Consider the following 12,673-nt stretch of genomic DNA (forward strand, 5'->3'; position numbering starts at 1 on the left):
GCTTTATTGTAGGTGGGCCAGTTGGTGATTTTGAACTTTTGCTTTGCCACGGAACGGTCTGCGTTGTCGGGAAGATGCGTGATCTGATCCTTCAACTCAGCAAAAGTTCGATTTATTCAACAAAGCCTTTTTTTATATACGATCTGACGAATTCAGCAGAAGGAAACTCATCATTCGTGACGAAATAAAAATTAGTTTCCCCATTAATATAGAAATGAGTGTTTACTCACAGAAAGAAAATCAGGAGTAATTATTCTGAAGACAGATAATACAGAAGTCGTACAGCGCATTTAACTCACTTCTCAGGAGGTTAATCACTCTCTATTTGTGGACAACCGACATGTCTTAAGGCTCTGGAATAACGTGTTGATATTTCGATGCGTAGCATGCAGCGGAATATTACCGGATCAATAAAGCAGGAAGAGGCGTTTTAATTCTTTCCGCAGGATGATAGTAGGGTGACTGCCATGTCTGATTATAATGAAAAAAGTGCGATCTCCGCACTTCTCGCAGGTCATTGTTCCGATCCATTTTCCGTGCTTGGCATGCACTCAACCGATGCGGGTCTGGAAGTGCGCGCATTATTACCCGATGCCACCGATGTATGGGTGATTGAACCGAAAACCGGGCGCAAAGTCGGTAAACTCGAATGCCTCGACACACGCGGGTTCTTTAGCGGCGTTCTGCCGCGCCGGAAAAATCCTTTTCGTTACCAGCTGGCCGTCACCTGGCACGGTCAGCAAAACCTGATTGACGACCCCTATCGCTTTGGCCCGCTGCTGCAGGAGCTTGATGCCTGGCTGCTCGCTGAAGGGACTCATCTGCGGCCCTACGAGACGCTGGGAGCCCATGCCGACACCATGGACGGCGTCACCGGGACGCGTTTTTCCGTCTGGGCGCCGAACGCCCGTCGTGTGTCGGTGGTCGGACAGTTCAACTACTGGGACGGCCGCCGCCACCCGATGCGTCTGCGCAAAGAGTCCGGCATCTGGGAGCTGTTTGTCCCCGGCGCGCATAACGGCCAGCTGTATAAGTTCGAGCTGATTGACGCCCACGGCCACCTGCGGGTGAAATCCGACCCGTATGCCTTTGAGGCACAGATGCGCCCGGAAAGCGCGTCGCTTATCTGCGGCATGCCGGAAAAGGTCGAACAGCCACAGTCCCGTCAGCAGGCCAACCAGTTTGATGCACCGATTTCGATTTATGAAGTGCACCTTGGCTCGTGGCGCCGCCACGCCGATAACCATTTCTGGCTCAGCTACCGCGAGCTGGCGGACCAGCTGGTGCCTTACGCGAAGTGGATGGGCTTCACCCATCTGGAGCTGCTGCCGGTAAACGAACATCCGTTCGACGGCAGCTGGGGCTATCAGCCCACCGGGCTGTACGCGCCGACCCGCCGTTTTGGTACCCGTGAAGACTTCCGCTACTTCCTGAATGCTGCCCATGCCGCGGGTCTGAACGTGATCCTCGACTGGGTGCCGGGCCACTTCCCGTCGGATGACTTTGCGCTGGCATCGTTCGACGGCACCGCGTTGTATGAACACAGCGACCCGCGAGAAGGTTATCACCAGGACTGGAATACGCTGATCTACAACTACGGTCGCCGTGAAGTCAGCAACTTTCTGGTCGGGAACGCGCTGTACTGGATTGAACGCTTCGGGATCGACGCCCTGCGCGTGGATGCGGTTGCGTCAATGATCTACCGCGACTACAGCCGCAAAGAGGGGGAGTGGGTGCCCAATGAGTACGGCGGCCGGGAAAACCTCGAAGCGATTGAATTTCTGCGCAATACCAACCGTGTGCTCGGTGAGCAGACGCCGGGAGCGGTCACGATGGCGGAGGAGTCCACCGACTTCGCCGGGGTTACACGACCGTCTTCGACGGGCGGTCTTGGCTTCTGGTTCAAATGGAACCTCGGCTGGATGCATGACACCCTCGACTATATGCAGCTCGATCCCATCTATCGTCGTTATCATCACGACAAGATGACCTTCGGGATGCTCTACAACTACACCGAAAACTTCGTGTTGCCGCTGTCACACGATGAAGTGGTTCACGGCAAAAAATCGATTCTTGACCGGATGCCTGGCGATGCCTGGCAGAAGTTCGCCAACCTGCGCGCCTACTACGGCTGGCTGTTTGCCTTCCCCGGTAAAAAGCTGCTGTTTATGGGCAACGAGTTTGCCCAGGGGCGGGAGTGGAACCACGACGCCAGCCTCGACTGGCATCTGCTGGAAGGGGGCGACAACTGGCATCACGGGGTGCAGCGTCTGGTGCGCGATCTGAACCATACCTATCGCCACCATAAGGCACTGCACGAACTGGATTTTGACCCCTACGGCTTTGAATGGCTTGTTGTGGATGACCATGAACGGTCGGTGTTTATCTTTGTCCGTCGCGATAAAGCCGGGAACGAGATAATCGTGGCGAGCAACTTCACGCCAGTACCGCGTCACGGCTATCGCTTCGGGATTAACCAGCCGGGGCGCTGGCGTGAAGAGCTGAACACCGACTCGATGCACTACCACGGGAGCAACACCGGCAACGGCGGCTGCGTGGCAAGCGAGGCGATCGCCAGCCACGGTCGGGAGCATTCGCTGTCGGTGACTCTGCCGCCGCTGGCGACAATCTGGCTGGTACGGGAATCTGCAGGGCAATAAAACGCGCAGCTGATTTATTGCAGCTGACTTATTACCGGAGGTGATCACTTCTGAATTATTTTGCAGAAGAGTGAGGCTTTTTCTTCATTATTTTCTTTTATGGCTTTTATTTAATAGCAGGACATTATTATGAGTAAACTTGAATATACTGACAACTTAATGCTGTCGCGCCAGTTACCGCTTAAATCCGTGGCCCTGATCCTCGCCGGCGGACGTGGCACACGATTAAAAGACCTGACCACTATTCGCGCAAAACCTGCGGTGCATTTCGGCGGTAAATTCAGAATTATTGATTTTGCTTTATCGAATTGTATTAACTCCGGAATAAGACGTATCGGGGTCATTACACAATATCAGTCCCATTCACTGGTGCAGCATATTCAACGCGGCTGGGCATTCTTTAACGAAGAAATGAATGAGTTCGTGGATTTATTACCGGCGCAGCAGCGGGTGCATGGTGAGAACTGGTATCGGGGGACGGCGGATGCCGTGACCCAGAATCTGGATATTATCCGCCGCTATGATGCGGAATATGTCGTTATTCTGGCCGGGGACCATATCTATAAACAAGATTATTCGCGGATGCTGCTCGATCACGTTGAAAAAGGGGCGCGCTGTACCGTGGCCTGCCTGCCGGTCCCGGTTGAAGAGGCAAGCGCTTTTGGCGTCATGGCCGTGGATGAGAATGACAAAATCATTGAATTTGTTGAAAAACCGGCTAATCCGCCCACCATTCCTGGCGATGAAACCCGCTCGCTTGCCAGTATGGGCATTTATGTGTTTGATGCGGAATATCTCTACCAGCTGCTGGAAGACGACGATCGGGATGAACACTCCACCCATGATTTTGGCAAAGATATTATTCCCAGGATAACGGCGGCAGGTGAAGCGTATGCGCATCCGTTCCCGCGCTCCTGCGTTCAGTCGGATAATAATGCCGAGCCATACTGGCGCGATGTCGGAACCCTGGAGGCGTACTGGAAAGCGAATCTGGATTTAGCCTCAGTAGTGCCAGAGCTGGACGTTTATGACCGTAACTGGCCTATCCGTACCTATGTCGAATCGCTGCCCAGCGCCAAATTTGTTCAGGACCGTTCCGGCAGTCATGGCATGACCATGAATTCTCTGGTCTCCGGCGGCTGTATTATTTCTGGCTCGGTGGTGGTGCAGTCGGTTCTATTTTCCAGAGTTCGGATTAACTCGTTCTGTAATATTGATTCGTCGGTTTTATTACCGGGCGTCTGGGTCGGTCGCTCCTGCAGGATAAGACGCTGCGTGATCGACCGGGGATGCGTTATTCCGGAGGGGACGGTGATTGGCGAAAATGCCGTTGAGGATGCGCGACGCTTTTATCGTTCGGAAGAAGGCATCGTTCTGGTTACCAAAGAAATGCTGAACCGACTTGAACTATGAAGCCGTTGGCGGAAATAAAAGCTGCCGCAGCTGTGATTGCCGTCATTGGCATCGCGTCGCCTTCATGCCTGAATAATTAAGGAGCATCCATGCGAGTTTTACATGTAGGAGCGGAGATGTTCCCTCTGTTGAAAACGGGGGGGCTGGCTGATGTGACCGGTGCTCTCCCGGCGGCGCAAATAGCCGAGGGCGTGGATACCCGCGTGCTGCTGCCGGGGTTTCCCGCGATCCGCGACGGAGTAGGGGAACCGCAGGTGGTGGCCAGCAGGGAGACCTTCGCCGGGCCGATGACGCTGTTGTTTGGCGACTTTAACGGCGTGGGCATCTATCTGATTGATGCCCCGCATCTCTATGACCGACCGGGTAATCCTTATCATGACCCGCAGATGCAGGATTATCCCGATAACGTCCTGCGTTTCGCGCTGTTGAGTTGGGTCGCGGCTGAGCTTGCTGGCGGTCTGGATCCGTTCTGGCGGCCTGAAATCGTCCACGCCCATGACTGGCATGCGGGCCTCACGCCGGCTTATCTGGCCGCCCGCGGCAACCCCGCCAGGTCAGTGTTTACGGTGCACAACATTGCCTATCAGGGCTTGTTCCTCGCCCGGCATATGGCGGAGATCGCTTTACCGTGGTCATTCTTCCAGATGCATGGGGTGGAGTTTAAAGGACAGATCTCCTTCCTTAAGGCGGGCCTCTATTTCGCTGACCATATCACCACCGTCAGCCCGACGTATGCCCGTGAAATTACCGAACCGCAGTACGCGTTCGGTCTGGAAGAGTTGCTGCGGCAACGTCAGCGGGAAGGGCGACTGTCGGGGATCCTTAACGGCGTCGACGAAAGCATCTGGGATCCGCGCCGCGATCCGCTGCTGGCTGCGCCTTACGACCGGAACTCGCTGGCTGAGAAAGCGAAGAACAAGCAGCAGCTGCAGACGACGCTGGGGCTGAAGGAGGACGGCCGGGCGCTGTTGTTCACCGTCGTGAGCCGGCTCACCAGCCAGAAGGGGCTGGATCTGCTCCTTGGCGCACTGCCGGGAATCATTGCGCAGGGAGGGCAGCTGGCGCTACTGGGATCCGGCGACCCGGATTTGCAGGCCCGTTTTCTTGCCGCTGCGGCGCAATACTCCGGGCAGGTGAGTATCCGGATCGGTTACGACGAGGCGCTGTCGCATCAGATGATTGGCGGCGCCGACGTCATCCTGGTGCCCAGCCGTTTTGAACCCTGCGGTCTGACCCAGCTCTATGGCCTTCGCTACGGCACATTGCCGCTGGTTCGTCGCACCGGCGGACTGGCGGATACCGTCGCCGACTGTTCGCTCGAAAACCTTGCTGACGGGATCGCGAGCGGATTTGTGTTTACCGACAGCGAGACTGAATCACTATTACATGCCATCCACCGGGCCTTTGTCCTGTGGTCCCGTCCATCGCTGTGGCGGTACGTGCAACGTCAGGCAATGAGCATGGATTTTAGCTGGCAAATTGCCGCTAAGTCTTTCCACCAGTTGTATCAGCGTATTATTTAATTGCTACGGATAAGAAAAATGGAACCACGCTTAAGTTATATTTCACCCAGTCTGAATGAAGAAGCGCTACAGCATGCTATCGCTTATAAGCTCATGTTTATTCTTGGTAAAGATCCCTCACTTGCCAATAAACATGAATGGCTCAACGCCACGCTGTTCGCCGTTCGCGATCGGCTGGTAGAACGTTGGCTGCGGGCGCATCGGGCGCGGATCTCGCAGCAGGCCCGGCAGGTTTATTATCTGTCGATGGAGTTTCTCATCGGCCGAACCCTCTCTAATGCCTTACTGTCGCTGGGCATCTATGAGGATGTGAAAACGGCTCTGGCAGGGATGGGGCTGGATCTGGAAGAGCTGATTGATGAGGAGAACGATCCGGGGCTGGGCAACGGCGGTCTCGGTCGTCTGGCGGCCTGTTTTCTCGATTCCCTGGCCACACTGGGGCTGCCAGGCCGCGGCTATGGTATCCGCTACGACTACGGTATGTTCAAGCAAAACATCATCGACGGCCGGCAGATGGAGTCACCGGACTACTGGCTGGAGTACGGTAACCCGTGGGAATTCGAGCGCCATAAAACCCGCTATACCGTGCGCTTTGGCGGACGTGTTCAACATGAGGGCAAAAACTCACGCTGGCTGGAAACCGAAGAAATTATTGCCGTGGCCTACGATCAGATTATCCCGGGTTATGACACCGATGCCACCAACACCCTGCGTTTGTGGAGTGCCCAGGCCAGCAGTGAAATTAATCTCGGTAAATTTAACCAGGGGGACTATTTCGCCGCCGTGGAGGATAAGAACCACTCTGAGAACGTTTCCCGCGTGCTTTACCCGGACGACTCGACCTATTCCGGGCGTGAACTGCGCCTGCGTCAGGAGTATTTCCTTGTTTCGGCGACGGTACAGGACATCCTCACCCGTCATTACCAGCTGTATCAAACCTATGACAACCTGGCGGATAAAATTGCTATCCACCTCAATGACACCCATCCGGTGCTGTCGATCCCGGAGCTGATGCGTCTGCTGATTGACGAACACCGCTTCAGCTGGGATGACGCGTTTGAGGTGACCTGTCGGGTCTTCTCCTACACCAACCATACCCTGATGAGCGAAGCGCTGGAGACCTGGCCTGTCGATATGCTGGGGAAAATCCTGCCGCGCCATTTGCAGATTATCTTCGAGATTAATGACTATTTTCTGAAAACGATGCAGGAGCACTATCCCGATGATATGGCGTTGCTGAGCCGGACCTCGATTATTGATGAGTCCAATGGTCGCCGCGTGCGGATGGCCTGGCTGGCGGTAGTGGTCAGTCACAAGGTTAACGGCGTGTCGGAACTGCACTCCCGGCTGATGGTGGAGTCGCTATTTGCCGATTTCGCCAGAATCTTTCCGCGCCGCTTCACCAACGTGACTAACGGCGTCACGCCGCGCCGCTGGCTGGCTGCCGCTAACCCGTCCCTTGCCGCGGTTCTGGACCGCCATATCGGCCAGACCTGGCGAACGGATTTAAGCCAGCTGAGCGAAATGGGGGAATATCAGGATTATCCGCTGGTTAACCAGGCCGTCAGCGCCGCCAAACTGGCGAATAAACAGCGTCTGGCCGATTATATCGCCCGTCAGCTGGGCGTGGTGGTGAACCCGAACGCGCTGTTTGATGTGCAAATTAAACGGATCCACGAATATAAACGCCAGCTGATGAATGTGCTGCATGTGATCACCCGCTACAACCGTATCAAGGCGGACCCGCAGGCCGAATGGGTGCCGCGAGTGGTGATTTTCGCCGGCAAAGCCGCGTCCGCTTACCACACGGCAAAACAGATCATCCATCTGATAAACGACGTCGCCAAAGTCATCAACAGCGATCCGCAGATTGGCGACAGACTAAAGGTGGTGTTCATTCCCAACTACAGCGTCAGTCTGGCGCAGATGATCATTCCGGCCGCGGACCTTTCTGAGCAGATTTCGCTGGCAGGGACTGAAGCCTCCGGGACCAGTAATATGAAGTTCGCCCTCAACGGTGCGCTGACCATTGGCACGCTGGACGGCGCCAACGTTGAGATGTTGGAGCACGTGGGTGAGGACAATATCTTTATCTTCGGTAATACCGCTGCAGAGGTCGAGGCGCTGCGCAGCAACGGCTACCAGCCGCATGATTACTACGACCAGGATCAAGAGCTGCGCCAGGCGCTGACCCAGATGGGGACCGGGGTGTTCAGCCCACAGGAGCCGGGCCGCTATCGCGGTCTGCTGGATTCGCTGATCAACTTTGGCGACCACTATCAGGTGCTGGCCGATTACCGCAGCTATGTTGACTGTCAGGACAAGGTGGATGCGCTCTACCGAACCCCGGAAGAGTGGACCGCCAAAGCGATGCTCAACATAACCCACATGGGCTATTTTTCATCGGACCGTACGGTGCGGGAGTATGCGCAAAAGATCTGGTATATCGACAAAACGCAACTCTGAGCGCGTACTGACAACCAGGAAACGCCGGGGCGGGTGGCAGGAGACCGGCCCCGTCGATGAGCGACCCGGCAGCAACACATAAATAAGCCTGACGGATATGACAGGAGAGAAAAATGACGGACAGTAAACGCGCAGGGGAGCCTGCACAACAGAGTGATTTGATTAACGTCGCTCAGCTGACCGCGCAGTACTACGTACTGAGGCCGGAAGCGGGCAACGCGGAGCATGCGGTGAAGTTTGGTACCTCTGGCCATCGTGGCAGTGCAGGGCGCCATAACTTCAATGAGCAGCATATTCTGGCGATCGCGCAGGCGATTGCGGAAGACCGCGCCAGGAACGGGATTACCGGTCCCTGCTACGTGGGTAAAGATACCCACGCGCTCTCCGAACCGGCCTTTATTTCCGTACTGGAAGTGCTGGCGGCCAACGGCGTTGATGTTATCGTGCAGGAACACAACGGTTTCACCCCGACGCCGGCCATTTCCAATGCCATCCTGGTGCACAACAAAAAAGGTGGTCCGCTGGCAGACGGCATCGTGATCACGCCGTCTCATAACCCGCCGGAAGATGGCGGTATTAAGTACAACCCGCCGAACGGCGGCCCGGCGGATACCAACGTCACCAAAGTGGTAGAGAATCGCGCTAACGAACTGCTGGCCTCGGGTCTGCAGGGCGTCAGGCGCATCTCCCTCGATGCGGCACTGGCATCCGGTCATGTTAAAAAGCAGGATCTGGTACAGCCGTTTATCGAAGGGCTGGCGGATATCGTCGACATGGCGGCAATTCAGAAAGCCGGCCTCAAGCTCGGGATCGATCCGCTGGGCGGGTCCGGTATCGAATACTGGAAACGTATTGCCGGGCACTACAAGCTCGACCTGACTATCGTCAACGATCACGTCGATCAAACCTTCCGCTTTATGCATCTGGATAAAGACGGCGCCATTCGCATGGACTGCTCATCTGAGTGCGCAATGGCGGGCCTGCTGGCGCTGCGCGATAAGTTTGACCTGGCTTTTGCTAACGATCCAGATTATGACCGTCACGGCATCGTCACGCCGGCAGGGCTGATGAACCCGAACCACTATCTGGCGGTGGCGATTAACTACCTGTTCCAGCATCGCCCGCAGTGGGGCCAGGATGTGGCGGTGGGCAAGACGCTGGTCTCTTCCGCGATGATCGACCGTGTGGTGAACGACCTCGGCCGCAGGCTGGTTGAAGTGCCGGTGGGCTTTAAATGGTTTGTTGACGGCCTGTTCGACGGCAGCTTCGGCTTCGGCGGAGAAGAGAGCGCGGGCGCCTCGTTCCTGCGTTTTGACGGAACGCCGTGGTCGACCGACAAAGACGGGATCATCATGTGCCTGCTGGCGGCGGAAATCACCGCCGTCACCGGTAAAAACCCGCAGGAGCACTACGACGAACTGGCCGCCCGCTTCGGCGCGCCGAGCTATAACCGGCTGCAGGCTTCGGCCACTTCCGCACAGAAAGCGGTGCTGTCGAAGCTGTCGCCGGAAATGGTCAGGGCCAGTCAGCTGGCGGGTGACCCGATCACTGCGCGTCTGACCGCCGCGCCGGGCAACGGCGCATCGATTGGTGGCCTGAAAGTGATGACCGACAACGGCTGGTTCGCCGCCCGACCGTCAGGTACGGAAGACGCTTACAAGATCTACTGCGAGAGCTTCCTCGGGGAAGCACATCGCAAGCAGATCGAGAAAGAAGCGGTGGAAATCGTGAATAGCGTGCTAGCGGCGCACCAGTAGAGCAGTTGACGTACTCCGCTGAGCCGGAGTACGTCATAGTTACCCGGCGACACCAATACAGGCACCACTTTGTCAGAACATAAGGAACGGGACGCTTCGCAAAAGGTATTGCTGCGGGGACTATATGAATATCTATGTTATTACCAATAATAATTTCATGCTTGTAGGTCTGAAATGTATGTTCAGCGACAACAGCCTCTCCGTCAACAGGGTTGTGTTTTCACGGGTCAGCGATATTGCCTTCAGCAACAGCGATGTGGTGATTGTGGAGTCAGAGCTGAACACCGGCGATGCCGAACGTCTCAAGTACCTACACATTTCACCGGTCAATCTTATCTTTTTATTAAAACCGGCGTCAGGAATGAGCGGGACAGGGCGTGAAGCGGTATGCATTGACACTGAATTAAGCGGTAATGAATATCTCATGATGAGGCAGGCGTTTAAAAAAATGGGGATCAATCTGAAGAGGGACAAGTTGTCATTTACCAAAAGAGAAACACATGTTATCAATATGATTTTAAATGGTTATTCGATAGATGAAATTTCCCGTAGCCTGCTGATCTCCAAAAAAACGGTTCAGTCTTTTGTCGGTATTGTTTTGCATAAACTGAATACCACCAAAATAAGTGGAATATACCGCAAAAAAAATCTCATCATCGACAGTTTTGCCAGGAGGAGCCTGCATCGTTAGGATGCCCTATAAACTAATGATCTGCTTATGGAAAGTCACTATTTCATATATTAAGTTTCAACTAAATTTGTTATAAATTATTTTATGTTGTTATGTTGAACGGGGTTTGATTATTGGTATGCTTCAGAAAAAATAAACATACATCATGGGTGCTAACATGATGAAAATATATGAAACTATAGTCATCAAATGATTTAAGCATACAATAAATAATATAGGATTATATCCTCTATCTGTGAATGGTGGGCGGCAGAGGAAAAACGGGATATATATTTATGCATTTCATCTTTTTATTATAAAAAACTGTTATGTAAATTCTGTAGCGGGAGGGGGTATGTTTAGTGAAGACGCACACTATGAATTTCTAAAAAGATATTACAGAGCGGAGTTTTTTGAAGGAAGAAATGGTTCCATTTGGGGAATAAATTATTCTTACAATTTGGCAAGGGTGGGTATGAATATGCTTGAAAGATATGGCTATGGGATAATATTAAAGCATGAATCTATCACTGGTGAAACCATTTACTATGATCGTAGTCTGACGATACTATTTGGTGACAGAATTACACAGGCCCTGGGAGGTCAGTATTGCAACAGAGAAATGAGAGAATAATGATTTAATATATTTTTTAATCGCTCGTTAAACATTGGAACTTTTCTCAGAACGTGACTGCAATGTCTTCAACGCATCTAACATGTCGTCGCCGTTCAGTGAGCGCTGCGATTATTTCTCTGTTGGTTTTCTGCGCCGCCGCAAAGAGCCATCACCGGCAGGGATCGCCTGTGAACGGTTGTTATCGCGTTTATCCTGAACATCAATCTAAATTGAAATGTCCGCATGTAGGTTATGTTTCAGCCTTTGCCGAAGATGTCTTTACTCCGGGTCTGAAGTTGCTGCAGGGCTTCCAGCATGTCGTTATGGTCCAGACTTCGTTGTGATTTCTTGCCGGGTTGTTTCTTTCTGCGTGAGGTCTGGCCGTCCAGTGATGGCAGGGCCTGTGAGCGGGTGTTGTCCCGTTTGTCCTGAACCAGCTTTATCATTTCCAGGGCACGTCCCAGACGCTTGTTGTCGATGATGGCGCCCTGGTCCAGTTCTCCCAGTCGGTCGTAAGTGGTAAAGGGCAGGGAAGTGCCGCTGGCCCGGAGCTCAATGTCACCATCCGGGTATTGCCATACCTCGATGTACTTCCCCTGAAAACGCCGGTTTTCTTCATTATCTTCAAGCAGATAAAGCTTTTTATCATACTGTAATGTCAGGTTTTTCGAGACCTTACGCTGCTCGCGCCAGGTGAATGTCGCCTGCAGGTTTTCGCCATTATCCAGCTGGCGATGTACGTCAAAATCGTGACGTGGCGGCTTTGCAAACCGACGGTTGTAATCTTCCATGAACTCATCAGCAAAGGCGTTTGCAGCCTCAGGTGTGCTGATACCGCGGAGCCGCAGTTCCTTGACCAGGCGGTCCTGTAATGTCAGATGAGCCCGTTCAACACGCCCCTTGGCTGAACTGGTGTTGGCACAGATACCAGTGATATTCAGCTCGTTCATGGCACGACCAAACTGAGTCTGGCCATCTCCGCCGGTGGCCTGCTTGTTGTTGATCCTGAAGACGCTGGCTTTGTCGCTGTAGAATGCCAGAGGCTTACCGTAGCGCTCCAGATATCCCCGGGTGGCTTCAAAATAGGTGAACGTGGACTCCGAACTGACGAACAGAAGCTGCATCAACCGACTTGTTGCATCATCAACGTAAACGAGCAGCGTGCAGGCCGGACCACGGTCCTCGAACCAGCGATGTTCACTGCCATCAATCTGGATGAGTTCGCCGGTGCAGGCCCGACGTGGGCGTGGCTGATGCACACGAGGTGGCCGTAACTTACGAGGGATCCATAAACCATCCCGGGTCATAAGCTTACGTAGGGGTTTGACGGTCAATGATGTAAAAAACCACGCCAAGACGATAACTTTCTGTTTTTAATGAATTAACATAAGCCTCTGTGTTAGTGAGGTTTTTCCCGATGATACCCTTGATAAACTAAGTCGGGGTCTGAGGGCCAATGGAACGAAAACGTACGCTAAGGAAATAACCAATTGTTATAATTGATATTATTCATTCTTCTCTATGAACTGAAAGCCCGCACTAAGCAATGTTTTAGCCTCAAATGACTT

At 53.6% G+C, this 12,673-nt stretch carries 8 protein-coding genes and 1 pseudogene; 7 read left to right on the forward strand and 2 right to left on the reverse strand.

The features are described from left to right. The coding region (locus tag ACHHZ7_RS24770; protein ID WP_047353200.1) for a hypothetical protein at positions 1-95 on the reverse strand (95 nt) is incomplete at its 3' end. 372 nt (positions 96-467) lie between these two features. Here ACHHZ7_RS24770 and glgB point away from each other — a divergent pair. The 7 genes from glgB to ACHHZ7_RS24805 all read left to right on the forward strand — a co-directional run bounded on the left by glgB (position 468) and on the right by ACHHZ7_RS24805 (position 11,123). Continuing rightward, positions 468-2,660, forward strand: coding sequence for a 1,4-alpha-glucan branching enzyme (gene glgB / locus ACHHZ7_RS24775; RefSeq protein WP_004099052.1), 2,193 nt, complete (start codon positions 468-470; stop codon positions 2,658-2,660). 129 nt (positions 2,661-2,789) lie between these two features. After that, positions 2,790-4,073: a glucose-1-phosphate adenylyltransferase gene (gene glgC, locus ACHHZ7_RS24780; protein ID WP_015632388.1), complete on the forward strand. Its 1,284-nt coding sequence runs from the start codon at positions 2,790-2,792 to the stop codon at positions 4,071-4,073. A gap of 89 nt (positions 4,074-4,162) precedes the next feature. Then, positions 4,163-5,596, forward strand: coding sequence for a glycogen synthase GlgA (gene glgA / locus ACHHZ7_RS24785; protein WP_004197677.1), 1,434 nt, complete (start codon positions 4,163-4,165; stop codon positions 5,594-5,596). Positions 5,597-5,614: 18 nt separating this feature from the next. Then, complete coding sequence (gene glgP / locus ACHHZ7_RS24790; protein WP_094543334.1) at positions 5,615-8,062, forward strand: glycogen phosphorylase; 2,448 nt, start codon at positions 5,615-5,617, stop codon at positions 8,060-8,062. Between the two features lie 113 nt (positions 8,063-8,175). Next, positions 8,176-9,819: a phosphoglucomutase (alpha-D-glucose-1,6-bisphosphate-dependent) gene (gene pgm / locus ACHHZ7_RS24795; protein ID WP_004197675.1), complete on the forward strand. Its 1,644-nt coding sequence runs from the start codon at positions 8,176-8,178 to the stop codon at positions 9,817-9,819. Positions 9,820-9,943: 124 nt separating this feature from the next. Continuing rightward, positions 9,944-10,510: a LuxR C-terminal-related transcriptional regulator gene (locus ACHHZ7_RS24800; protein WP_004197678.1), complete on the forward strand. Its 567-nt coding sequence runs from the start codon at positions 9,944-9,946 to the stop codon at positions 10,508-10,510. Between the two features lie 334 nt (positions 10,511-10,844). Beyond that, complete coding sequence (locus ACHHZ7_RS24805; protein WP_004197671.1) at positions 10,845-11,123, forward strand: hypothetical protein; 279 nt, start codon at positions 10,845-10,847, stop codon at positions 11,121-11,123. A gap of 239 nt (positions 11,124-11,362) precedes the next feature. On the opposite strand, the pseudogene ACHHZ7_RS24810 reads toward ACHHZ7_RS24805, so the two are convergent. Further along, a pseudogene (locus tag ACHHZ7_RS24810) lies at positions 11,363-12,424 on the reverse strand (ISNCY family transposase); the annotation flags it as partial. Positions 12,425-12,673 lie beyond the last annotated feature (249 nt).

Source organism: Citrobacter freundii complex sp. 2024EL-00216 (assembly GCF_043945515.1).
In the GTDB taxonomy this organism is placed as follows: Bacteria; Pseudomonadota; Gammaproteobacteria; order Enterobacterales; family Enterobacteriaceae; genus Citrobacter; species Citrobacter portucalensis.